The organism is Pseudomonas sp. Z1-12, assembly GCF_051132015.1.
GTDB classification, from domain to species: Bacteria; Pseudomonadota; Gammaproteobacteria; order Pseudomonadales; family Pseudomonadaceae; genus Aquipseudomonas; species Aquipseudomonas zanjanensis.
In genome coordinates, this window is record NZ_CP071647.1 from 154,567 (window position 1) to 178,806 (window position 24,240).

Genomic DNA, 24,240 nt, shown 5'->3' on the forward strand with positions numbered 1-24,240 from the left:
TGCCGAGCGTGGAATCAGAAGTCAGTCCAGTCGAACTAGTTCATGACCCGCGCACGCTGCACGACGACCCGCTGCTGGACGGTCTGCTGGCGCTCTGCATGCTGCATCAGAAGCCGGCCAGCGCGGCGATGCTCACCACCGGCCTGCCGCTGCCCAAGCAACGGCTGAGCGTCGAATTATTGTCGCGCGCGGCAGCCCGTGCCGGTCTGCAAGGTCGGGTGTTGCAACGCAAGCTCGAGCAAATTCCGACCATCGCCATGCCGGCGCTCCTGCTGCTTAAAGACGGCCGCAGCGCCGTGCTGCTGGGCTGGGTCGGTGACGACCAGGCGCGATTGCTGCTCAGCGAAAGCGACGGCGGTGAGGTGACGGTCAGCCGCGAGCTGCTGGCCGATGACTACAGCGGCAAGGTGTTCTTCGCCCAACCGCAGCATAAATTTGACGTTAACCACGGCACGCTCATTCCCCGGGCGCGTTCGTGGTTTCGCGACACCCTCAAGCGCTCCCGTTGGCTGTACGCCGATGCCATCGCCGCCAGCCTGTTGATCAACATCATCGCCATGGCCGCGCCGCTGTTCGTGATGAACGTCTACGACCGCGTCGTGCCGAACCAGGCCGAATCGACCCTTTGGGTATTGGCCGTCGGCATCACCGGCGCCTATGTCTTCGACCTGATCCTCAAGATGCTGCGCAGCCTGTGCCTGGACCTGGCGGGCAAGAAAACCGACTTGATCATTTCGGCGACGCTGTTCGAGCGCATCGTCGGCATGGCCATGAAACACCGTCCGGCGCGGGTCGGCAGCTTTGCCCAGAACATCCATGAGTTCCAGAGCCTGCGGGACTTCCTCGCCTCGCTCACCCTCACCAGCCTGATCGATTTGCCGTTCACCCTGCTGATCTTCATGGTCATCGCGATTATCGGTGGGCACCTGGTGTGGATTCCGGTGCTGGCGTTCCCGATTGCCCTGCTGATCGGTTATGCCCTGCAGAAGCCGTTAGTCGCGACCATGGAGCGCACCATGGCCCTGGGCGCCGAGCGCCAGTCGAGCTTGATCGAAACCCTGGCCGGCCTGGACGCGGTGAAGGTCAACAACGCCGAGAGCGAACGCCAGTACCAGTGGGAGCAGACCATCGGCACCCTCAGTCGCCTCGAACTGCGGGTGAAGATGCTGTCCGGCCTGGCGATGAACATCACCTTGCTGATCCAGCAATTGGCTGGGGTGATCATGATCGTCTTCGGGGTTTACCTGATCATCGCCGGCAACCTGAGCATGGGTGGACTGGTGGCCTGCTACATGCTCAGCGGCCGCGCCCTCAGCCCGTTGGCCTCGCTGTCGGGCCTGCTGACGCGTTACCAGCAGGCGCGGGTGACCATGACCTCGGTCGACCAGATGATGGAGCTGCCCCAGGAGCGCAATTTCGACGAGCGCCCGCTGAGTCGCAAGGTGTTGCAGGGCGCCGTTGAATGCCGGCAGTTGAACTTCACATACCCGAACCAGCAGAACCCCGCGCTGAAGAACATCAACCTGGTGATCAAGCCGGGCGAGAAAATCGGCATCATCGGCCGCAGCGGCTCGGGCAAGAGTTCCCTGGCCAAGTTGCTGGTGGGCCTTTATCAGCCGGATGACGGCGCCTTGCTGGTGGACGGCGTGGACATCCGCCAGATCGACGTCAGCGAGCTGCGCTACAACATTGGCTACGTGCCCCAGGACATCCAATTGCTGGCCGGGACCCTGCGGGACAACCTGACCTCCGGCGCCCGTTACGTCGAAGACGAACTGGTGCTCCAGGCCGCTGAGCTGGCCGGCGTGCATGAATTCGCCCGCCTGCATCCGCAAGGCTATGAACTGCAAGTCGGTGAGCGCGGGCAGAACCTGTCTGGCGGCCAGCGCCAGAACGTCGCCCTGGCTCGCGCGTTGCTCCTCAACCCGCCGATCCTGCTGCTGGACGAACCCACCAGCGCCATGGACAACACCGGTGAAGAACGCTTGAAACAACGCCTGGCCGCCGTGGTGGAAAACAAGACCGTGTTGTTGGTGACGCACCGGGCCTCCTTGCTGTCGCTGGTGGACCGCCTGCTGGTGATCGACCGGGGACAGATTCTTGCCGATGGCCCGAAAGCCGCTGTCATGGAAGCGTTGAAGAAGGGGCAGATCAGTGTTGCTTAAATCAGGTTTCAAGGGCGCTGTGGGTCGTTACTTCAAAGGTTCCGATTCACTGCATGGCCAACCGCTGCCCGAGGTCAACAAAGCCCTGATCGAGGACGCTCCCCGGGTGGTGCGCCTGACAATCTGGGGCATCATCGGCTTCTTTGTGTTCCTGGCGCTGTGGGCCAACTTCGCCGAAATCGACGAAGTGACCAAGGGCGACGGCAAGGCGATCCCCTCGTCCAAGATCCAGAAGATCCAGAACCTGGAAGGCGGCATCGTCGCTGAGCTGTTCGTCAAGGAAGGGCAGATCGTCGAGGCCGGCGCGTCGTTGATTCGCCTGGACGACACGCGGTTCGTCTCCAACGTCGGCGAGACCGAAGCGGATCGCCTGTCCATGCTGTTGCGGGTCGAGCGCCTGAGTGCCGAGGTTGATGACCGGCCGCTGAACTTCCCGGCCGATGTGCTCAAGGCGGTGCCGGGCCAGGCCGCCAGCGAAGAGTCGCTGTACATCAGCCGTCGCCAGCAATTGCACGATGAAATCGGTGGCTTGCAGGAGCAGTTGATCCAGCGCCAGCAGGAACTGCGCGAGTTCGTCTCCAAGCAGGCGCAGTACCGCTCCGGCCTGGCGCTGCAACGCCAGGAAATCAACATGTCCGAGCCGCTGGTGGCCCAAGGCGCGGTGTCGCCGGTGGAAGTGCTGCGGCTCAAGCGCGCCGAAGTCGAGACCCGCGGGCAATTGGATGCCACGACGCTCGCGATTCCTCGCGCCGAATCGGCGATCAAGGAAGTGCAGCGCAAGATCGACGAGACCCGCGGCAAGTTCCGCAGCGAAGCCCTGACCCAACTCAACGAAGCACGCACCGACCTGAACAAGGCCCAAGCCACCGGCAAGGCTTTGGAAGACCGCGTGAGCCGTACCCTGGTGACCTCGCCGGTACGCGGCATTGTCAATAAACTGCTGGTGAACACCATCGGCGGTGTGATCCAGCCCGGCAGCGACCTGGTGGAAATCGTGCCGCTGGACGACACCCTCCTGGTGGAAGCGAAAATCCGTCCCCAGGACATCGCCTTCCTGCACCCCGGCCAGGACGCCACGGTGAAATTCACCGCGTACGACTACACCATCTACGGTGGGATGAAAGCCAAGCTGGAACAGATCGGCGCCGACACCATCACCGATGAAGACAAGAAAACCACCTACTACATCATCAAGCTGCGCACCGAACGCAGCCACCTGGGCACGCCTGAAAAGCCCTTGCTGATCATCCCTGGGATGGTGGCGTCGGTGGACATCATCACCGGCAAGAAAACCGTGCTCAGCTACCTGCTCAAGCCAATCATCAAGGCTCGGTCCGAGGCGTTGCACGAGCGGTAAATGAATCGAGCTGTGACTCGGTGCTTTTGTGGCGAGGGAGCTTGCTCCCGCTGGGTCGCGCAGCGGCCCCCAAAAAAGCGATGAGCGCTGCGCACTCAAGCGGGAGCAAGCTCCCTCGCCACAGGACCGTGGTGTTCTTGAAATCCTTGTGGGAGCGAGCTTGCTCGCGATAGCAGTGTGGCGGCGACAGATACGTGTCTGACCTGACGCTATCGCGAGCAAGCTCGCTCCCACAGGATTTACTGTTGATCAATCTATAAAGTGATGATTTGAAGCTTTTGTGGCGAGGGAGCTTGCTCCCGCTGGGTCGCGCAGCGGCCCCCAAAAAAGCGATGAGCGCTGCGCACTCAAGCGGGAGCAAGCTCCCTCGCCACAGGACCGTGGTGTTCTTGAAATCCTTGTGGGAGCGAGCTTGCTCGCGATAACAGTGTGTCAGCGACAGATAGGTGTCTGACCTGACGCCATCGCGAGCAAGCTCGCTCCCACAGGATTTACTGTTGATCAATCTATAAAGTGATGATTTGAAGCTTTTGTGGCGAGGGAGCTTGCTCCCGCTGGGTCGCGCAGCGGCCCCAAAAAAAAGCGATGAGCGCTGCGCACTCAAGCGGGAGCAAGCTCCCTCGCCACAGGACCGTGGTGTTCTTGAAATCCTTGTGGGAGCGAGCTTGCTCGCGATAACAGTGTGTCAGCGACAGATGCGTGTCTGACCTGACGCCATCGCGAGCAAGCTCGCTCCCACAGGATTTACTGTTGATCAATCTATAAAGTGATGATTTGAAGCTTTTGTGGCGAGGGAGCTTGCTCCCGCTGGGTCGCGCAGCGGCCCCCAAAAAAGCGATGAGCGCTGCGCACTCAAGCGGGAGCAAGCTCCCTCGCCACAGGACCGTGGTGTTCTTGAAATCCTTGTGGGAGCGAGCTTGCTCGCGATAGCAGTGTGGCGGCGACAGATACGTGTCTGACCTGACGCTATCGCGAGCAAGCTCGCTCCCACAGGATTTACTGTTGATCAATCTATAAAGTGATGATTTGAAGCTTTTGTGGCGAGGGAGCTTGCTCCCGCTGGGTCGCGCAGCGGCCCCAAAAAAAAGCGATGAGCGCTGCGCACTCAAGCGGGAGCAAGCTCCCTCGCCACAGGACCGTGGTGTTCATGAAATCCTTGTGGGAGCGAGCTTGCTCGCGATAACAGTGTGTCAGCGACAGATAGGTGTCTGACCTGACGCCATCGCGAGCAAGCTCGCTCCCACAGGATCAGAGTCGCTCCCACCGGTTCTGCCATATAGTTATGCATTTTTAGTATTTAAATTACTTTTCTTATGCCTTTAAAGTCATCCCCCTGCGTACCTGCCGACCAATCGGCGCGCCGCACGACACAAACCAACACGGTAACGCCGTGAGTTTTGATCGATTGCGCGCCCATTCAAGCGCGCCGTGCGTGGGAGTGATGTATGCCAGCCGTCTCTTTTTCTCCAGATTCAAATGCCGCGAACATCGCGCCGCAGTCGTTCGACATCCGTCCATTCCCCGATGCCGTAGGTGCCGAGATCGTTGGCCTGGATTTGTCCAGACCCATCAACGACCAGGATTTCGCCCGCATCCACCGCGCCCACCTGGACTATCACGTCGTGGTGTTCCGCGATCAACGCATCACACCCAAACAGCACATCGCTTTCAGCCGTCGTTTTGGCGTGCTGCAGATCCATGTGCTCAAGCAATTCCTGCTGGCCGGGCATCCGGAAATCCTCATCGTTTCCAACATCATCGAAAACGGCCAATCCATCGGCCTGGGGGACGCCGGCAAGTTCTGGCATTCGGATCTTTCCTATAAAGAACTTCCCAGCCTCGGCTCGATGCTTCATGCCCAGGAGCTGCCGAGCGAAGGCGGCGATACGCTGTTCGCTGACATGCACAAGGCCTGGGACGGGTTGCCGGAAGCGCTGCGCAAAGAGGTAGAAGGCCGTTCGGCGGCCCACTCCTACACGGCGCGCTACAGCGAGACCAAATTCGAAGGCAACTGGCGCCCGACGCTCACGCCTGAGCAACTGGCCCAGGTCGCCGAAGTCGTGCATCCCATCGTCCGCACCCACCCGGAAACCGGGCGCAAGGCGTTGTTTGTCAGCGAAGGCTTCACCACCCGCATCGTCGGCCTGCCGGAAGATGAAAGCAAAGCCATCCTGACGGAGCTGTATGCCCACAGCGTGCTGCCGCAGAACATCTATCGCCATCAATGGCAGCCCCACGACTTGGTGTTCTGGGACAACCGCTCGCTGATTCACCTGGCCGCCGGTTGCCCGGGTCATCTGCGCCGCAAGCTGTACCGCACCACCATCCAGGGCGACGCCCCTTTCTGATCGGCTGCGCCTCGCGCAAAAAGCCTGGAGAATCACCATGTCCACACGCATTGCTTTTGCCCCACTGGCGGCCGCCATCGGCCTGGGGCTCAGTTTGCTGGCTGGCAGCCTCGTTGCACCCGCCAGCGCCCACGCCGAAGGCGAGATTCGCATCGCCGAACAGTTCGGCATCGTTTACCTGTTGCTGAACGTGGTCCGCGACCAGCAATTGATCGAGAAGCATGGCAAGGAGGAGGGCATCGACATCAAGGTCGACTGGACCCAGCTATCAGGCGGCGCGGCGGTCAACGATGCGTTGCTGTCGGGTTCCATCGACATTGCCGGGGCTGGCGTCGGGCCGCTGCTGACGGTCTGGGACCGCACCCGTGGCAAGCAGAACGTCAAGGCCGTGGCCTCCCTGGGCAACTTTCCCTATTACCTGTTGAGCAACAACCCGAACGTCAAGACTATCGCCGACTTCACCGAGAAGGACCGCATCGCGGTCCCAGCGGTGGGTGTGTCGGTGCAATCGCGGCTCCTGCAATTCGCCGCCGCCAAGCAGTGGGGCGACAAGGACTTCAATCGCCTCGACAAGTACACCCTGGCCGTCCCGCACCCGGACGCCACGGCCGCGTTGATTGCCGGCGGCACCGAGTTGACCGGGCACTTTTCCAATCCACCGTTCCAGGACCAGGCCCTGCAAAATCCCAACGTCCACGTCGTACTCAACTCCTATGACGTGCTCGGGCCGAATTCACCCACGGTGCTGTTCGCCACCGAGAAATTCCGCGATCAAAACCCGAAGACCTACAAGGCCTTCGTCGAGGCCCTGACCGAAGCGGCCGACTTCGCCCAGAAGGACAAAGGCGCGGCGGCGGACACCTACCTGCGTGTGACCAAGGCCAAGATCGACCGGGCGACCTTGCTGAAGATCATCGACAACCCGCAGATCGAATTCACCGTCACCCCGAAAAACACTTACCCGCTGGCGGAGTTCCTCTACCGCGTCGGCGCCATCAAGCACAAACCGGCGTCGTGGGAAGATTATTTCTTCCAGGACGCCAAGCCGTTGCAGGGGAGCTGATCGTCATGAACGCGCCATTGCAAGGCCACGCGGCCAGCAACGCCACCTCCGCTGACACTGCGCTGCTGTCAGTGAACAACGTCAGCTTGGAATACCGCACCCCGCAGCGTGTGGTGCGGGCCACCCATCAAGTGAGTTTCGAGGTCGATCCGGCGGACCGCTTTGTACTGCTCGGCCCGTCCGGGTGCGGCAAGTCCACGCTGCTCAAGGCCATTGGTGGTTTCATCGCACCGTGCGAAGGTGAGATCCGCTTGCAAGGCCAAACCGTCCGAGCACCGGGCCCGGATCGCATCGTGGTGTTCCAGGAATTCGACCAATTGCCGCCGTGGAAAACCGTGAAGCAGAACGTGATGTTCGCGCTGCTGGCGTCGGGCACGCTCAAGCGTCGCGAAGCCGAGGAGCGGGCGCTGCATTATCTCGACAAGGTCGGCCTGGCGGCGTTTGCCGATGCCTATCCCCACACCTTGTCCGGTGGCATGAAGGCCCGCGTCGCCATTGCCCGGGCGTTGGCGATGCAACCAAAAATCCTCTTGATGGACGAACCTTTCGCCGCACTCGATGCCCTGACCCGGCGCAAGATGCAGGAGGAATTGCTGCTGCTCTGGGAGGAGGTGCGTTTCACGTTGTTGTTCGTCACCCACTCCATCGAAGAGGCATTGGTGGTGGGCAATCGTATTTTGCTGTTGTCGCCGCACCCGGGACGGGTGAGGGCGGAAATCCACAGCCATCAATACGACCTGCACAGCCTCGGCGGCGTGGGTTTCCAGCACACGGCGCGGCGGATTCATTCGTTGCTGTTCGAGCAAGGCCAGTCGGCGGACGCCGAGCCTGAGCTGGATTTCGCCGACATCCGTGTCGCGTATTAAGGGGAACGTTTCATGAGCCAGTTATCGCCTGCGCGCGAAGAATACGAAGTCGACCTGCAACCGCTGACCCACGTGCCGCTGGAGCGGGAATTGCCCCTGGGCCAGCGTCTCTGGCAACAGGGTTGGCTGCGTAAAGCGCTGATCCTGATTGTGCTGGCGGTGCTGTGGGAGGGCGTGGCGCGTTACCAGGATAACGACCTGCTGCTGCCGAGTTTCCTGCAAACCGCCAACGCGTTGTATGACGGTTTGCTCAGTGGCGAGCTGCTGGGCAAGGTGTGGATTTCCCTGGTGGTGCTGCTCAAGGGTTATTTTCTGGGCATCCTCCTGGCGTTTGGCTTGACTACCCTGGCGGTGTCGACCCAGTTGGGCCGCGACCTGCTCAGCACCTTGACCTCGATGTTCAACCCGTTGCCTGCCATTGCCTTGTTGCCGTTGGCGCTGCTGTGGTTTGGCCTGGGGCAGAACAGCCTGATTTTCGTGCTGGTGCATTCGGTGCTGTGGGCGCTGGCGTTGAACATGTATGCGGGGTTTCTCGGCGTGTCGGAAACGCTGCGCATGGCCGGGCGCAACTACGGGCTCAAGGGCCTGCGTTTTGTGCTGTTCATCCTGATCCCGGCGGCGCTGCCGTCGATCCTCGCCGGGTTGAAGATCGGCTGGGCGTTCGCCTGGCGCACCCTGATCGCCGCCGAGCTGGTATTTGGCGCCACCAGCGGCAAGGGCGGTTTGGGCTGGTACATCTTCCAGAACCGCAACGAGCTGTATACCGATAAGGTGTTTGCCGGGTTGGCGGTGGTGATCCTCATCGGGTTGCTGGTGGAGAACCTGGTGTTCGACAGTTTGGAGCGGGTGACGGTGAAGCGTTGGGGGATGCAGCTATAAAGGTGTAACTATCAAGATGATTTACCTTTTTGGGTTTCACCTGCCATTTTTCTCGTTTTGTTTGCTGCGGTAATCAGCTTCTTTTCGGATTTGGTCACGGGCGCTTGCGCTTACCTCTTTGCGACGCGCCTCGTAGTTAGTTTGTTGCTTGGGCTGACGAGGACCCCCAGTTGTGGCTGTACCTACGGAACTTACATTGTTGTCGGAGTACGAGATAAAGGCTCCTTTCCCCGTTTTCGGCGCGGTAGTTGCCTTGGCAGGAAAAAGATAGGCAACCGGTGCGCCTGCAGTTGATGTAGCGGTTGGGCTAGCTTGCAACATCGGGGGAAGGGGCGCTATCCGGTCACTATACTGTGCAGCTGTGGCGACCACCACGGTGGGTATCACTCGCCTGAAAAAGCGGAAAAAAAAATGTCCCGTCGGATCCGAATTCATCACCGGCTCCCCACCGCAATACATGTACGCATTCAACCCACCCTTACCAAACGGACTCATATTGTCCGGGCTATGAAAGCGCATCAGGCGTGGGTTGTAGACGCGGTAGCCGTTACCCAGGAAATACCATCCGGGCGTCGTTTCCCGCCGTTCGCCGTTGAACCCCAATTGGGAGGCGACTTCCTGCTGCGCCGACTGGTGACCGTACGGCGAGTATGCGATGCGATTGGTATTGCCCGCGTCGACTTCAGCGAGTACCGAGTTTTTAAGGTCCACCGCCAGCAACACGGTACGTTGTTGGCTGGGGGTTGCTGGGTCGTTCGTTTTGGTCTGGGTCATACGAAACACCGGCAAGCATGAGGCTGGGAGTTGTTGGCCATAGTTCTACTCCCTTGGCGCCGGTTGGAGAACTATCAGAACTGTTAGTTCTTCTCACTCCGCGCATCCTGCTTGCAGGTACCCGGACGCCAACAGGAGCCGTGGCCAGGGATTGCTCCCGCTCGACTGTTCCCTGTAGGAACTGCCGAAGGCTGCGATCGTTTGATCTTTCGCTTGGGACTCAAGTGTCTGGGGGAATATCGCAGCCTCGTTTCACTCGACAGCTCCTACACGCAGGCCAGCGGGAGCAATCTCTGGCTACGGGTTTTGGGGTGTCTGGGCTGACGTCATCGCGAGCAAGCTCGCTCCCACAGTGAGGTGGTGTTGTGTCTCGATATTGGGTTCGACACAAAACCCCTGTGGGAGCGAGCTTGCTCGCGATGACAATCTTCAATTCACCACAGACATTTCAGCCAGTCGCTTGCACCTCCAGTCGATCCATCGCCCGCTCCACCAACAAATGCACCCCATCGGCCATCCGACTGATCGCCAGGATCACGCTGCGGCGCGAACCGTCGACATCATCAGCCAGGTCGGCGGCGATGGCGCTGATGGACAGCAGGTCTTCGGATGCATTGGCCAGCAGGGTTTCGGTGTCGATGTCCGGGGCGACCGTGAAGAGCTGGGCGGTTTGGGATTTGGCTGAGGATTTATCGGCAGGTTTGGGTTTGAGGTAGTAATCGAGGGCGCGCTCGGCGGCTTCGTCGAGTTTCTTGGTTTTCGAGGATTTGTCGGCGGTGTTGCCAGGGCTTCCTGGCGGATTTGGAGTTGCTTTGAACATGAGAGATACCCTAAACAGTAATTAGTTGGGAACCGTCACCGTCCGCTTGCACGCGAATGGGGTGGCGGCCGTACGCAGGTGTGCAAGACCGGGCCTGTTTAGGACACCCAGCAGATCCAAGGATCTCCTGCGCGCAGCCGCCATAAAGCCAGAGGGCAGAAGAAAGCCCCTGAGCGATGCAGCGTTGCATCCTAAACAGTTTGTTCGGACTTGCACGTCCGTGTCACCGTTTTTTCAGTGACAAACCCAGACTAGCCACGAGCCAAGCGCCGGACAAGTTCACCAACATCGCCGCAACTTGAAGGAAATCTCCTAGGACTCAGTTGTAGGTAAGCGGTACACAGAACCTGTGGCGAGGGAGCTTGCTCCCGCTCGGCTGCGCAGCAGTCGCAAACCCGGGCGATGCGGTGTGCCTGAAGGAATGCTGGGGGCCTGCTTCGCAGGCCAGCGGGAGCAAGCTCCCTCGCCACGGGTTTGGGGGTGTCTGGGCTGACGTCATCGCGAGCAAGCTCGCTCCCACAGGTGATCGGGGTTGGTCTCGATATTGAGTTCGACACAAAACCCCTGTGGGAGCGAGCTTGCTCGCGATGACAATCTTCAATTCACCGCTAACCTGACACTTAAATCCCTGTGGCGAGAGAGCTTGCTCCCGCTGGCCTGCGAAGCAGGTCTCGTTGGCGAGATTTAATTATCGCTGCCAACCCATCAGCCCAGTAAAGCCCCTCCCATTTCCTTTAGACTGGCCGCCCTCAAGCAAGCCTTCAGGACATGGAATGCCAACCTCTCACAGCCCTCTTCGCAAAGCCCTGGTCGTTTGGTTGTACGCGGCGGCCCTGATGCACCTGCTCGCCGGCGTCACGCTGGCGTGGGCCGGTCACTCCGGCTTGCTCGATCACTATCTGAACACCATCGAACAAGCGTTCTGGGGCGCCAATGCCGTGCCCGCTACGGCACACGCACAACAAGTCTGGTGGCTGGCCTTGTTCGGCGCCACATTGCAGAGCTACGGGCTGTACATGCTCGCCCTCGTCCATATCGGTCATCGATTGAAGCGCGCCATGCCCTGGGGTTGGCTGATCGCCGGCATCCTGCTGTGGGCACCCCAGGACATGTGGATTTCCGCCCAGGCACAGGTCTGGTCGCACCTGTGGTTCGACAGCTTCGCACTGCTCGTTTTATTGCCGCCGCTGTTCTGGCTCTATCGCCACGACCGCCGTACCTCCCTGACTGACAACGCGTCGAGTGATTCCAACCATGGCTGATTTTTCACTGCTGGACTGGGCCATCGCCCTGCTGATCGCCCAGGCGATCCTCGGTGCGCTGGACACCCTGTATCACCACGAACTCACCGTCGCCTTGCCCTATCGCCACAGTGCGCGGCTGGAGCTGTCGATCCACGCCTTGCGCTCATGTTTCTACGGGATCCTGTTCCTGGGCATGGCGCATCTGGCCTTCGAGGGAACGTGGGCGATTGTTATCGCGCTGCTGTTCGCCCTGGAGATTTGCCTGACGCTCTGGGACTTCGTGGTCGAGGACCGCAGCCGCAAGCTGCCGGCCATCGAGCGCATCATGCATACGGTGCTGGCGGTCAACGGCGGGGCCTTCTTCGCGCTGTACGGCGTGCAACTGGCGCAGTGGGCGAGTTTGCCCACCGGCCTGAGCGTGATCGACCTCGGTTGGCGCGGCTGGCTGCTGACCTTGTTCGCCATCGGAGTCACGGCCTCGGGGATTCGCGACGGCTTGGCGGCCTTGCGCATGCAACGGGCAGGCAAGCCGGCCAACCCATTTGCCGGCGGCGCCTACAAGCGCGTGCTGGTCACGGGGGGCACTGGGTTTATCGGTGAGACCCTGGTCAATCAATTGCTCGACGCCGGGCACACGGTCAGCGTGCTGGCTCGCGATCCGTTGAAAGCGGCCTATCTGTTTGACGGCCGCGCCCGCTGCCTGCGTTCGCTGGGCAAGCTGGGCCATGACGAAATGTTCGATGTGGTGATCAACCTGGCGGGTGCCCCGGTGGCCGGGCCGCGTTGGAGTCCCAAGCGCCAGGCGCAACTCATTGCCAGCCGGGTCAACACCACCGAAGCCTTGATGGCCTGGTTGAAAAACGCCCGGCACAAACCGGCGTTGTGGATACAGGCCTCAGCGGTGGGTTTTTACGGCGTGCGTGACGCCAGCGAAAGCCTCGATGAAAGCGCCGCCCAGGGCGATGGCTTCATGGCTGAACTCTGTGTGCGTTGGGAAGCCTCAGCCCGGCCTGCCACTGAGTTGGGCGTGCGTCAGGTGGTGATGCGCCTGGGCGTGGTGTTCGGTCCGGGCGGTGCGTTGCTGCCGTTGCTGATTCCGTTTCGCCTGGGGTTCGGCGGGCGGATGGGCGACGGTCGGCAAATCATGAGTTGGGTGCATCGCGATGACGTGATCCAAGTGATCGCCCGAGCCTTCGATGATGAAAGCCTGAGCGGTACGTACAACCTGGTGGCGCCAGAAACAGTCAGCCAGGCGTTGTTTGCCGAAAGTGTCGGCAAGGTGCTCAAGCGCCCGGTGTGGTTCCACATTCCTGCCGCGCCAGTGCGCGCCCTGGCCGGCGAGATGGCGCAATTGTTTTTCGACGGCCAGCGGGTGGTGCCCAATCGTCTCGTCGAGGCCGGCTATACGTTCCGTTACCCGACGCTCGACGCCGCCCTGCGCGACTTGGCCTGAGGAGCGCCCATGAGCAAGCCCCGGATGTACCTGCTGGCCGGCAACGGTAGCGCGGCCGATTGGTGGGACGACGCGTTGCCGCATTTTCAACACCACGACGTGGTGCCGCTTGAGCTGCCTGGTTTTGGCAACAATCCCCAGGCTCCCTGTGAAGACCTGGCGGCCTACGCGCAGGCGTTGCTGGCGGCAACGGACAAGGGCAGCGCGATCATGGCGGTCGGGGTCAACGCCTTGTTGGTGCTGCACGCCTTGCAGCGTCAACCGGGACACTTTTGCCGCAGCGTGTTGCTGGCGCCGGTGGGCGCGTTTTTGTGGCAGCGGCGGCTGCCGGCATTGATGTCGCCACTGCCGATTCGCAAGACCATTCATTGGCTGCTGGCGAACAAGCCGACGCTGTTTGCCCACAAGTTCTCCAGCCAGGCCTGGACGCCTGCGCAGTACCAACGCATGGGCGCCGGCTACGCTCGTTGCCGAGCCTTTGTGCCGCACTGGGACCTGGTGCGCGCCGACACTGCCTTGCCATTGCTGGAATGGATCACCGACCCGGTCGAACTGGTGTGGGGCGATCAGGACAAGGTATTGGGCATTGCGCAGGCGGCGGCCTGGTCGGCCATTCTGGCCCGTGCCGACTTGACCATCAGCCTGAAGCCCGGTTGGGGCCACTACCCGTGGATCGACTCGCCCGCTGAATTCACGGCATGGCTGGAGTCTGGCGAGCGTGGTTTTGTCGCGCATACCAAAGGCGGCCGCTTGCGTCTCGCGGCGCTGGCGGGGCAGCCGGTGCCGGCGGCGCTGTCACTCAACCATTGCGATGATCCGCGCCTGCAGGGTTTTTTGGACGGCCAGCCGGACGCTACCTGGGCGGTGCGCTCCTCCAGTTACGGTGAGGACCAGGCCGATGCGGCCAATGCGGGCTTGAGCACCACGTACCTGCGCGAACCGATGCACAACGTACCTGCGCGCATTGCCGAGTTGAGCGCGGCGGGTGTCGAGGAAGTGGTGGTGCAGCGCTTCATCACGCCACGGCTGTCCGGGATCGCGTTCGTGCGTCACCTGTCCGTTGAACTGGAATGGGTCGAGGGGCACCTGGAGTCGTTGGCCGATGGCCAAGTGAGCCCCGAGCGGGCGGTTATTTCCCGTCTCGGCGAGGCATGGAACAGCGGTATGTTCAAGCCTGCCCACGGCCTGAGCGCCGAGGCGCTATGGCGCTTTCTGCAAGGCGTATTGCGGGTCTTTCATTACGTGCCCGGCGACGTCGAATGGGCCTGGGACGGCACCCAACTGTGGCTGCTCCAATACCGGCCGATCAGCGACTACGGCTGGCGCCGTCACCTGACCGCTGCCAACATCGCCGAGATCCTGCCGCCCCGACCCAGCGTGTTGGTGGAGTACGCCCAGCGCCGCGCGGCGGCGAGCATTCCGGCGATCATGGCGCGTTGGGATTCGCGGGTGCTACAGGACAACGAGCCCTTCACGGCAGTGTTTGGCGGCGCTTCGTACATCAACAATGACCTGTTTCTCGCCCGGCTGGCCGACTGGGGCATCAGCGCCAGCAGCTACGCCGGCGAAGTCGGTGGCGCCACCCCTCACCTGCCTTGGCGGCCACTGCGCCTGCTGCGTTCGCTGCCGTTGTTCCTGCGCATGCAGCGCATCGCCCGTGGGCATTTGCTGACGCTGGAAAACGGCTTGCGACGTTTTGACCGAGAACTGCACGAACTCACCGAGCAAGGTGCCGACGGCCAGCAACTGGCCGACTGGTTTACCCGTTTCTACGTATTCGTGGTGCAAGGCAACCTGTGCATTGCCAGCGCCTTGGCCAGCAGTGGCGGCGACCGGCTGGGACGGCCACCGACCGCCTATGACAACCTTGAACACAGCCCTCATCGGCTGCCGTGGGAAACCGACCCGGCCACTGCGCGTCCGGCGCCGACGGAGCTGCCATTGCAAGCATTTCCACAATGGCCGTTGGCGATTCGCCTGGCCCATGGCGCCGGCCTGCCGGGGCTGCGCGGTTATTACTTGCAAGTGCGCGAATGGTATCGCGACGACCTGATGCGGATCTTCTTCCGCCTGCACCACGCCATGCCAAGCGCCGACCGCGAGCATTGGTTCGCACCCCATCCGGACATCCGCAGCCGCGACGGCAGCTTCTGGCAGGACGGTCGTGAAGGCACCGAGCAGGCGAGTGGGTTCCTGATCTATCCAGGTCAGGCCCAAGGCATCCTCGGCGAAGACATCCTGCTCGAAGACACCCTGGACCCCGGCCGCCACGCCCACTACCAAAGCGCCCGCGCCGTGATCGCGCGCATGGGCGGTCGCCTGTCCCACGGCTCGACGTTGCTGCGTGAACTGCGCAAACCTTCGGCGGTGTTGCCTCAGGTGGATGTGGGGTGGTTGGGGCGTGAGGTGGTGTATTGCGATGGGGTGTTGAGGTTGGTGGAGTAGGCAGCGCGATGATCCGTCGATCACAGAACCTGTGGCGAGGGAGCTTGCTCCCGCTGGGTTGCGCAGCAACCCCAAGCAATTTGAATGCGATCTGTCTGATACACCGAGGCGTTAGGGTTTGGGACTGCTGCGCAGTCCAGCGGGAGCAAGCTCCCTCGCCACAAGGAGTGCGTTCAACTCTGGAGTTGTTCTCAATCCCTAGAAACGAAAAAACCGGCCGAAGCCGGTGTTTTCACCCCAACGGCCAGAGAATTTAATCTCTGCGTACGGGGTTGAGTGGGGTCATCCTAAGTTGAAGAGATTGTGTGGTCAACGCTGCCTTCGTCACAGAGATTTCCCTCCCTCCACGGTTACTCCCTTAACGCCTCCACCGCTATCGTAGACTCCGCCCATCCGCCAGGGAGTAACGGTCATACGGCGTTTGAGTTGATGGGTTGTGGGATTGACCTTCATCACGTGCGAGGTTCAGGCGCAGACGCCGGCTTCCGACGATCCGGTGCTGGAGAGCAATGTCTCGGCCAATGCGTCGGGCAGCGACGCGCGTGGCGTGCTTCGAGCACGTGATCAAGCCGTGTTGGCCAGCGAATTGGCCGGGCGGATTGTCGAGTTGCCGTTCAGCGAGGGCGAGTCGTTCAAGAAGGGGCGACACCCTGCCGGCGCAGGCGTTTGTTGGTGATAGCGAGGACAAGCGCCGGGAGGCTTCGGCGTTGCTGCGTGAGCGGGAGCAAGCTCCCTCGCCACGGTGTGCTCAGCTCCAAGGGGCTAGACTGCAGGAATAGCGCCCAGCCATCCATTCATGCTCAGGAGTCCCGCATGGAAACCCCGATCCATACACTTCCCGCCCTGTTCAAACAACTCGGCCTGCCTGACGACGCCGTCAGCATCGATCAATTCATTGCCAGCCATTCTCCACTTAAACCCGATCTGCACCTCTCCGATGCCTTCTTCTGGAGCGAGGGCCAGCGGCAACTCTTGCGCGACGAAATCCTCGAGGATGCGGACTGGGCGGTGGTGGTGGATCAGCTCGACGTGCTGTTGCGCAAGGGCCGCAGTGAGTGAGGCCGATGCAGGGCTTGGGCAATAACCTGTGGGAGCGAGCTTGCTCGCGATGGCGGACTGTCAGCCAACACTGATGCAACAGACATATCGCTATCGCGAGCAAGCTCGCTCCCACAGGGTTAACTTGTTATTCGTTTTAAGCATTAACAAATAGCTTCTTATTCCTTAAGTAATATACCTCTCCTCCCTATACTCGTCCGGGAACAGACACGCAGGAGAGCACCCATGCGCAACGAATCGATTCGCTACCTGATTGTGCCGGGCTGGCAAGGATCGCCGGAAAATCATTGGCAAACCCACTGGCAGAACAGCCTGCCCAACAGCGCCCGGGTCGAGCAGGCCGACTGGGTGACGCCCCGGCGTGAGGACTGGGTCGCGGCGCTGGCCGAGGCCGTGGCCGCCGACAGCACGCCGGTGATCCTGATTGCCCATAGCCTGGGCTGCATCACCGTGGCCCATTGGGCCGCCACCGCACCGGTGCACTTCCTGCGGCAGGTGCGCGGGGCGTTGCTGGTGGCGCCGGCGGATGTCGAGCGGCCGGCCTGCGTCCCGGCGCTGCGCAACTTCGCGCCGATTCCCAATGATCTGCTGCCGTTCCCAAGCCAAGTGGTCAGCTCCGACAACGACGCCGCCGTGAGCGCCCCGCGCGCTTTGGAGCTGGCCCGCAACTGGGGCGCCGAGGCCGGGATCCTTTCAGGGGCGGGGCATATCAATGTGAAGTCCGGCCACCAGCGTTGGGAGCAGGGTTTCGCTTACCTCTACCGTCTGCAAAACCGCATGGAGCATCACGCCCTGCGTCGCGCCTGAATTTTTAGCGCCCCCCGTCTCCCGGCGGCCTGGGGCGGGAGCCTGCCATGAGTTTGCATGAAACCTTCGGTCAGCCCTTGCTGACCTTTCCCGATGCGGAAAAAAGCCCCCTGAGCATTCGCGCCAAGGCGCTGGTGTTCGTCGATCCTCGTTCACGGCAGTTGCGCCAGGAATTGGAGCAACTGGCGCCCCGGGCGATTTCAGTGCTGATACGCGGCGAAACCGGTAGCGGCAAGGAACTGCTGGCCCGGCATATCCATCGCGAAAGCGATCGCGGCGGATTGTTTGTGTCGGTCAACTGCGGCGCCATCAGCCCGACCTACGCCGACGCCGAACTGTTCGGCTATGCCGCCGGCAGCTACAGCGGTTCAGCCAGCAGCCGGGCCGGCTGGTTCGGTTCGGCCAACGGCGGCACTCTTTACCTGGATGAAATCGGTGACTTGCCGCTGCCGATCCAGATCAAGCTACTGGCGGCCCTGGAGAACCATGAAGTCACCCGTGTCGGCGCTCATCAGCCCAGTCCGGTGGATGTCCGCCTGGTCGCGGCCACCAGCATCGACTTGGCGCAAGCGGTGGCGGCCGGGAAATTCCACGAACGGCTCTACCACTATCTGGGCGAAGGCCGGCTCGAACTGCCGGCCCTGCGCGAACGGGTGGGCGATATCCTGTCCCTGGCCGAATACTTCCTGGGCATCTACAGCCAGCGACTCGGCCTGGCCGTGCCGCTGATCAGTGAAGCCGCGCAACATGCCCTCGAACAGCACAGTTGGCCGGGCAATACCCGCGAGCTGGAAAACGTCATCCACTTCGCGTTGCTGGTGAGCACGGGGGAGGAGATTTTGCCGGAGCATTTGAATCTGCCGTCCCAACCATCGGCCCTGGAGCTGATCGATCAGCAAGTGGCGCAGGTCATTGCACAGGGTTCGGACGCCGAGCGTACAGCCCTCAAGGCGCTGCTCAATCAATTGGGCCAAACGCTCTAGACCGGATACCCACCTGTGGCGAGGGAGCTTGCTCCCGCTCGGTTGCGCAGCGACCGCAAAATCTTGGGTCCGCTGCGCGGCCCAGCGGGAGCAAGCTCCCTCGCCACAAAAGCGTTGTCTTGTATATGAATAAAATGAATATCAACTTGAATAAAAGATATTGTTAAGGAATAAAAAATATCGGTATTGTCCGCATCACGCCAGCGATAGCACTTCACTGGCACACCCACATTTAGCCGTCGTCCATGACGACCGTGATTTTCGATAAGGACACTGCATGAAAAAGGTTCTGTTGTTCACCGCATTGGCGGCAGCCCTGGCCTCGGGCCTGGCCCAGGCCGCGGAGAAGCTGGTCGTGGCCGCCACGCCAGTACCCCACGCGGAAATCCTCGAGCTGATCAAGCCGGCCCTGGCCAAGGAAGGTGTGGACTTGGAAATCAAAGTCTTCACCGACTACGTCCAACCCAACGTACAAGTCGACCAGAAACGCCTGGACGCCAACTACTTCCAGACCTTGCCTTACCTCAAGAGCTTCAACGAAGGCAAAGGCACCAACCTGGTGACCGTCATCGGCGTGCACGTCGAACCGTTTGGCGGCTACTCGAAAAAGGTCAAGAGCCTGGCCGAGCTGAAGGACGGCGCAACCATTGCCATCCCTAACGAAGGCAGCAACAGCGGCCGTGCGCTGATCCTGCTGCAGAAGGCTGGCCTGATCACACTCAAGGATCCGAAAAACGCCCTGGCGACGCCGAAGGACATTGCCGAGAACCCTAAGAACTTCAAGTTCAAGGAACTGGAATCGGCCATGCTGCCGCGTGTGTTGGATCAAGTCGACCTGGACATGATCAATACCAATTACGCCTTGGAAGCAGGTCTAAACCCGGCCAAGGACGCCTTGGTGATCGAAGGTTCGGATTCGCCTTACGTGAACTTCCTGGTGGCCCGTCCGGACAACAAGGACAGCCCGGCCATCCAGAAACTGGCCAAGGCCCTGACCAGCCCGGAAGTGAAGGCGTTCATCGAGAAGAAATACAGCGGCGCGGTACTGCCTGCGTTCTGATTCGCGCGGTAAACCCTGTTACGGTTTCAAACGTCGACGGCTGATGCAGCGTCGGCGTTTTTTATGCTCGAAAGATTGCTTGGGTCGGGGACAGGATTACCTGTGGCGAGGGAGCTTGCTCCCGCTCGGCTGCGCAGCAGTCGCAAAACCTGCTATCGCGGTCTACCTGAAGACTGCCGGGGGCCTGCTACGCAGGCCAGCGGGAGCAAGCTCCCTCGCCACAAGATCAAAGGCGTACATCAGGCCACCCTGGTCTTCAACGCCCGGCGCAACGCCACCAATAATTTCACTATTTCCTGCGGTTCCAGTCGCTGCGGCACTTTCACGTCAGCCATTTTTTTCTTCCTTGTAAGGGTGAGGGGATGTCGAAAGGATCCTCCCGGCGGCGCAAGGAAAATAGTCGTCTTTGTCCTTTCCGGCAAATCCGGGCATAGTTTTTTGTGTGATATCAATATGCTTTAACGGTATTTAAATTCCAGTTTTTATACCTTTAAAGTCGACTCCTGCCGAGCAGCTATCCGCTGCCCATGGACCGTATCACCGTCGCTTATCGAGCGGCGTCCAGGATGTTCAATGAACTTCGATTACGCTTTTATCCTCAGCACCCTCCCGGCGTTTCTCAAGGCTGTGGGCGTGACGCTGCAGGTCGGCCTTATCGCCATCGCCACGTCGCTGCTGGTGGCGCTGGTCAACGCGACGATCCTCGTGTCGCGCACGCCTTACCTGCAACGCCTGGTGGGGCTGTATGTGGAGCTGGCCCGTAACACGCCGCTGCTCATCCAGTTGTTCTTCGTCTACTTCGCCTTGCCGGCGCTGGGCGTCAAGGTCTCGGGGTTTGCGGCTGCGATCATCACCATGACGTTCCTGGGCGGTGCCTACCTCACGGAAGTGCTGCGGGCGGGGGTGGACGCGGTGCCCCAGGCGCAATTGGAATCCGGTCGCTCCATCGGGCTGTCCCACGGGCAATTGCTGCGCTACGTAGTCCTGCCACAGGCCGGGATTCTCAGCCTGCCGTCGTTGTTCGCCAACTTCATTTTCCTGCTGAAGGAGACCACCGTGGTCTCGGCCGTGGCGGTGCCGGAGATTCTCTACACCACCAAAAGCTACATCGCGCTCTACTACAAGACCTACGAAATGCTCGCCGTGCTGACGTTGATTTGCGTGCTGCTGTTTTTGCCGCTGTCGCTGTTGCTCAGCCGCTTGGAAAGGAGGCTCCAGCATGGCCAGTTCGGGTCTTGAGTTGCTCTGGGTGTCTCTGCCGCAACTGGGCAAGGGCGCTGCGCAAACCTTGTCGATTTCCTTCCTGAGTATCGCCTTCAGTACCGTGGGCGGTGTGCTTTATGGGGTGTTGCGTACGCTGGGTGTGAAGTGGCTGGACGCCGTCCTGCGGGTCTACCTGGAGTTGTTCCGGGCAATCCCGGTGCTGGTCTGGTTGTACCTGCTGTTCTTCGGCTTGCCGATCTTTTTCGGCGTGAGTCTTCCAAGCTTTTGGTGCGCGGTCCTGGTGTTGTCGCTGTGGGGTGCCAGTGAGGTCGGTGAAGTGGTGCGCGGCGCCTTGCATTCGTTGCCGCGCGGCCAGCGCGAGGCGGGCTTGTCGATTGGGTTGAACGGTCCGCAACTCTACGGCCATGTGCTGCTTCCGCAAGCGCTGAGACGCATGACGCCGCCGACCATCAACGTCTACACACGCATCATCAAGACCAGCTCCCTGGCCGTGCTGATTGGCGTGGTGGATGTGATCAAGGTCGGCCAGCAGATCATCGAACGCACCTACGAATCCGTGCTGATCTACGGCGCGCTGTTCCTGTTTTTCTTTTTCATCTGCTACCCGCTTTCGGCCGCCTCCCGCGTGCTGGAGCGGCGCTGGACGCAAGCATGAACGCATTGATCGAGTTCAAGGGTTTCAACAAGTTTTTCGGCGAACAGCAGGTGCTGGATGGCATCGACCTGCACGTGAAGCCAGGCGAAGTGATCGTCATTCTAGGCCCCAGTGGTTGCGGCAAAAGTACTTTGCTGCGTTGCCTCAACGGGCTGGAAGCGGCCCACAGCGGCAGCCTGGCATTCGCCGGTCGCGAGTTGCTGGACAAGGGCACCGACTGGCGCGAGGTGCGGCAGCAGATCGGCATGGTGTTCCAGAGCTATCACCTGTTCCCGCACATGAGCGTGCTCGATAACCTGCTGCTGGGCCCGGTCAAGGTGCAAAAGCGCGATCGCCGCGAAGCACGCGACCAGGCCGAAGCCTTGCTGGCGCGGGTGGGCCTGCTGGACAAGCGCGACGCATTCCCGCGCCAGCTCTCCGGCGGCCAGCAGCAACGTATCGCCATCGTGCGTTCGCTGTGCATGAACCCCAAGGTCATGTTGTTCGATGAGGTCACCGCCGCCCTCGATCCGGAAATGGTCAAGGAGGTCCTGGAAGTCATCCAGGGCTTGGCCCGCGAAGGCATGACGCTGTTGATCGTCACCCACGAAATGGCGTTCGCCCGCGCGGTGGCTGACCGCATCGTGTTCATGGACGCCGGGCGCATCCTTGAACAAAACCCACCCGAGATTTTCTTTACGAACCCGCAAACCGCACGCGCGCAGCAGTTCCTGGAGAAGTTCTCCTACGTCGCCGCACTCCCTGAAACGACTCAAAAAAAGGAACTGGAACTGTCATGAAAACTGCCAAGTCTTCTCTGCTGCTACTGCCGCTGCTCACCGCCTTACTGGCCGGCTGCAATAAAACCGAAGAACCGCCGAAGCCGAACGTCGCCAGCCAAGGCACCGCACCGGTCAGCTACCTGGACAAAATCAAGGCACGGGACAAATTGATCGTCGGCGTCTTTACCGACAAGCCACCGTTTGGCTTCGTCGATGAGGCAGGGCGGTATGTCGGCTTCGATACCGACATCGGCCGTCGATTCGCCAAGGATCTGCTCGGCGATGAAAACAAGGTCGAGTTCGTTGCGGTCGAACCGGCGAGCCGGATTCCGTTCCTGCAAAGCGACAAGGTCGACCTGATCCTCGCCAACATGACCGTAACCCCGGAGCGCAAGGAAGCGGTGGAATTCACCAACCCGAACCTGAAAGTCGCGGTGCAAGCGCTGGTGCCACAAGCCAGCACGGTGAAAAGCCTCGATGACCTGGCGACCCGCACCACCATTGTCACCACCGGCACTACGGCGGACATCTGGTTGACCAAGAATCACCCGGACTGGAAGCTGCTCAAGTTCGAGAAAAATTCCGAGTCCTTGCAGGCGTTGGCCAATGGTCGCGGCGATGCGTATGCCCAGGACAACCTGGTGCTGTTCAGTTGGGCCAAGCAGAACCCCGGCTATCGAGTGCTTGAGCAGACCCTGGGCGCCGAAGCACCGATTGCACCAGCGGTGAAGAAGGGCAATGTCGAGTTGCGTGATTGGGTCAATGCCGAGCTGGCGAAGCTGGGTGAAGAGAAGTATTTGCTCAAGCTGTACGACCAGTACGTGCGCAAGGAATTGAGCGATGACACCAAGCCTGAGAGCGTGATTGTCGAGGGTGGGAAGTGGCAGGGGTGATGGACTGAAGAATGTGCTTCAGCCAGGCAATCCACAATCTTGTGGCGAGGGAGCTTGCTCCCGCTGGCCTGCGAAGCAGGCCCCTGCATTCCTGCAGGCAGACCGCATTAGCCGCTTTTGCGACTGCTGCGCAGCCGAGCGGGAGCAAGCTCCCTCGCCACGGGGGGGCCTAGTCCGGCCAATGCCACGCCGGCTCATCCAACGCCCCCTGCCCGACAATCCCGGTCTGCCCAAGCTCCTTTTCCAGCACGATGCAATTGCAGTCTTCATCCTGCTCCAACGCGGCAATCAGGCGCGAGGCATGGGACACCACCCAGACCTGGCAATTGGCCGAGGCGCGGATGATCAACCGCGCCAGGGCCGGCAACAGGTCGGGGTGCAGGCTGGTTTCCGGTTCGTTGAGCACCATCAGCGAGGGCGGTCTGGGGGTGAGCAGGGCGGCCACCAGCAACAGATAGCGCAAGGTCCCGTCCGACAGTTCGGCGGCGGACAGCGGCCGCAGCAGGCCGTGCTGCTGGAACGCGATGGCGAAACGTCCGCCTTGCAGCTTATCGATGTGCAGTCGGGCGCCGGGGAACGCGTCACCAATGGCGGCATGCAAGGCCTCGACGTCACCGATTTCAAGAATGGTCTGCAGCGCGGCGGCCAGATCGCGCCCATCGTGATGCAGTACCGGCGTGCGGGTGCCCAGTTGTGGTTGGCGCACCGGGGCGTCGGCGTCGCTGCGAAAGTGATCGTAGAAGCGCCAGCGACGAATGAACTCGCGCATCTGTAAGACCTCCGGCGAAGCGCGCAGGCTGCCGACCTGGTCGAACAGGCTGTCGAAGGTGGGCGTGTGCTGGGCCAGTACATCCCATGAACGGCCTTCGCGGGCACGGATCATCGGCCCGTTGCGGTCCACCAGCAGGCTGGCCGGCCGAAACACCGGGCCGGCCCAGATGCATTCGCGCTTGATTTCCGGGTCCAGGGAAAACGCTGAGCGACTGGGTGCAGGCAGGCCAAGGGCGATGGAATAGCTGAAGTCTTCGCCGGCGAAGCCCAGGCGCAGGCGCTTGGTGCCCTGGCGCACAACCGCCTGGACCGGCACCTCACCGTTACGCATGCGGCGGCTGATTTCCTCCGGCCCGGCCCAGAAGGTCGAGTCCAGTCCGCCTTCCCGGGCCAGGGCGTTGACCACCCCACCCTGGGCCGTTTCCGACAGCAGCCGAAGGGCGCGATACAGATTGGATTTGCCACTGCCGTTGGGCCCGGTGATCAGGTTCAGCCGGCCCAGTGGAACGACCAGTTTATTGATGGACCGGTAGTTGGCCACTGCCAGGGTGTCGAGCATGCATATTTCCTTTCTGCCTGGGCGTGGAGGGCAAGTCTGCCCGATTGCTGTGCA

At 61.2% G+C, this 24,240-nt stretch carries 20 protein-coding genes and 1 pseudogene; 18 read left to right on the top strand and 3 right to left on the bottom strand.

Annotation, left to right across the window (positions count from 1 at the left end):
• The first annotated feature begins 8 nt into the window (after positions 1 to 8).
• From J3P85_RS00665 to J3P85_RS00690, 6 genes are all read left to right on the top strand, one after another.
• Positions 9 to 2,165 (top strand): type I secretion system permease/ATPase, encoded by a 2,157-nt coding sequence (locus J3P85_RS00665; RefSeq protein WP_186709500.1) that lies wholly within the window; start codon positions 9 to 11, stop codon positions 2,163 to 2,165.
• Positions 2,155 to 3,522 (top strand): HlyD family type I secretion periplasmic adaptor subunit, encoded by a 1,368-nt coding sequence (locus J3P85_RS00670; RefSeq protein ID WP_186709498.1) that lies wholly within the window; start codon positions 2,155 to 2,157, stop codon positions 3,520 to 3,522. Before J3P85_RS00665 ends, J3P85_RS00670 begins: the two co-directional genes overlap by 11 nt.
• A 1,445-nt stretch (positions 3,523 to 4,967) precedes the next feature.
• Positions 4,968 to 5,870: a TauD/TfdA dioxygenase family protein gene (locus J3P85_RS00675; protein ID WP_434704542.1), complete on the top strand. Its 903-nt coding sequence runs from the start codon at positions 4,968 to 4,970 to the stop codon at positions 5,868 to 5,870.
• A 37-nt stretch (positions 5,871 to 5,907) separates the two neighbouring features.
• Complete coding sequence (locus J3P85_RS00680) at positions 5,908 to 6,933, top strand: ABC transporter substrate-binding protein (RefSeq protein WP_434704543.1); 1,026 nt, start codon at positions 5,908 to 5,910, stop codon at positions 6,931 to 6,933.
• A gap of 5 nt (positions 6,934 to 6,938) precedes the next feature.
• A complete protein-coding gene (locus tag J3P85_RS00685) occupies positions 6,939 to 7,799 on the top strand; it encodes an ABC transporter ATP-binding protein (RefSeq protein WP_434704544.1) in 861 nt (286 codons plus the stop codon).
• A gap of 12 nt (positions 7,800 to 7,811) precedes the next feature.
• On the top strand, positions 7,812 to 8,678 hold the full coding sequence (locus tag J3P85_RS00690) for an ABC transporter permease (protein ID WP_434704545.1): 867 nt from the start codon (positions 7,812 to 7,814) through the stop codon (positions 8,676 to 8,678).
• 36 nt (positions 8,679 to 8,714) lie between these two features.
• On the opposite strand, the gene J3P85_RS00695 is transcribed toward J3P85_RS00690, so the two are convergent.
• Both J3P85_RS00695 and J3P85_RS00700 read right to left on the bottom strand, forming a co-directional pair.
• Positions 8,715 to 9,452, bottom strand: a complete 738-nt coding sequence (locus tag J3P85_RS00695) for an RHS repeat-associated core domain-containing protein (protein ID WP_434704547.1) — start codon at positions 9,450 to 9,452, stop codon at positions 8,715 to 8,717.
• Between the two features lie 448 nt (positions 9,453 to 9,900).
• Complete coding sequence (locus tag J3P85_RS00700) at positions 9,901 to 10,272, bottom strand: DUF6124 family protein (RefSeq protein ID WP_434704548.1); 372 nt, start codon at positions 10,270 to 10,272, stop codon at positions 9,901 to 9,903.
• 836 nt (positions 10,273 to 11,108) lie between these two features.
• Between J3P85_RS00700 and J3P85_RS00705 the strand changes: the two genes are divergently transcribed.
• The 12 genes and pseudogenes from J3P85_RS00705 to J3P85_RS00760 all read left to right on the top strand — a co-directional run bounded on the left by J3P85_RS00705 (position 11,109) and on the right by J3P85_RS00760 (position 22,856).
• Entirely contained in the window at positions 11,109 to 11,534 is a 426-nt protein-coding gene (locus J3P85_RS00705; RefSeq protein WP_434706304.1) for a cell division protein, read from the top strand.
• Positions 11,527 to 12,969 carry a TIGR01777 family oxidoreductase gene (locus J3P85_RS00710; protein ID WP_434704549.1) on the top strand — a complete coding sequence of 481 codons (1,443 nt, stop codon included), beginning with the start codon at positions 11,527 to 11,529 and terminating at the stop codon, positions 12,967 to 12,969. Before J3P85_RS00705 ends, J3P85_RS00710 begins: the two co-directional genes overlap by 8 nt.
• Before the next feature lie 9 nt (positions 12,970 to 12,978).
• Positions 12,979 to 15,414 carry an alpha/beta hydrolase gene (locus J3P85_RS00715; RefSeq protein ID WP_434704550.1) on the top strand — a complete coding sequence of 812 codons (2,436 nt, stop codon included), beginning with the start codon at positions 12,979 to 12,981 and terminating at the stop codon, positions 15,412 to 15,414.
• Between the two features lie 436 nt (positions 15,415 to 15,850).
• A pseudogene (locus tag J3P85_RS00720) lies at positions 15,851 to 16,057 on the top strand (efflux RND transporter periplasmic adaptor subunit); the annotation flags it as partial.
• Positions 16,058 to 16,227: 170 nt separating this feature from the next.
• Positions 16,228 to 16,473, top strand: coding sequence for a DUF2789 domain-containing protein (locus tag J3P85_RS00725; protein ID WP_207966200.1), 246 nt, complete (start codon positions 16,228 to 16,230; stop codon positions 16,471 to 16,473).
• 225 nt (positions 16,474 to 16,698) lie between these two features.
• Positions 16,699 to 17,280 (top strand): alpha/beta hydrolase, encoded by a 582-nt coding sequence (locus J3P85_RS00730; RefSeq protein WP_186709448.1) that lies wholly within the window; start codon positions 16,699 to 16,701, stop codon positions 17,278 to 17,280.
• 47 nt (positions 17,281 to 17,327) lie between these two features.
• Complete coding sequence (locus J3P85_RS00735) at positions 17,328 to 18,263, top strand: sigma 54-interacting transcriptional regulator (protein WP_434704551.1); 936 nt, start codon at positions 17,328 to 17,330, stop codon at positions 18,261 to 18,263.
• A 277-nt stretch (positions 18,264 to 18,540) separates the two neighbouring features.
• Positions 18,541 to 19,323 (top strand): MetQ/NlpA family ABC transporter substrate-binding protein, encoded by a 783-nt coding sequence (locus J3P85_RS00740; RefSeq protein ID WP_434704552.1) that lies wholly within the window; start codon positions 18,541 to 18,543, stop codon positions 19,321 to 19,323.
• Positions 19,324 to 19,896: 573 nt separating this feature from the next.
• A complete protein-coding gene (locus J3P85_RS00745) occupies positions 19,897 to 20,562 on the top strand; it encodes an amino acid ABC transporter permease (protein ID WP_411386168.1) in 666 nt (221 codons plus the stop codon).
• Complete coding sequence (locus J3P85_RS00750) at positions 20,543 to 21,202, top strand: amino acid ABC transporter permease (RefSeq protein WP_250964222.1); 660 nt, start codon at positions 20,543 to 20,545, stop codon at positions 21,200 to 21,202. Before J3P85_RS00745 ends, J3P85_RS00750 begins: the two co-directional genes overlap by 20 nt.
• The gene (locus tag J3P85_RS00755; RefSeq protein ID WP_434704553.1) at positions 21,199 to 21,981 is read left to right on the top strand and encodes an amino acid ABC transporter ATP-binding protein; all 783 of its coding nucleotides are present in this window, start codon (positions 21,199 to 21,201) and stop codon (positions 21,979 to 21,981) included. Before J3P85_RS00750 ends, J3P85_RS00755 begins: the two co-directional genes overlap by 4 nt.
• A complete protein-coding gene (locus J3P85_RS00760; RefSeq protein WP_434704554.1) occupies positions 21,978 to 22,856 on the top strand; it encodes a transporter substrate-binding domain-containing protein in 879 nt (292 codons plus the stop codon). Before J3P85_RS00755 ends, J3P85_RS00760 begins: the two co-directional genes overlap by 4 nt.
• A gap of 169 nt (positions 22,857 to 23,025) precedes the next feature.
• Here J3P85_RS00760 and J3P85_RS00765 read toward each other — a convergent pair whose 3' ends face one another.
• Positions 23,026 to 24,186, bottom strand: a complete 1,161-nt coding sequence (locus tag J3P85_RS00765) for an AAA family ATPase (RefSeq protein WP_434704555.1) — start codon at positions 24,184 to 24,186, stop codon at positions 23,026 to 23,028.
• Positions 24,187 to 24,240 lie beyond the last annotated feature (54 nt).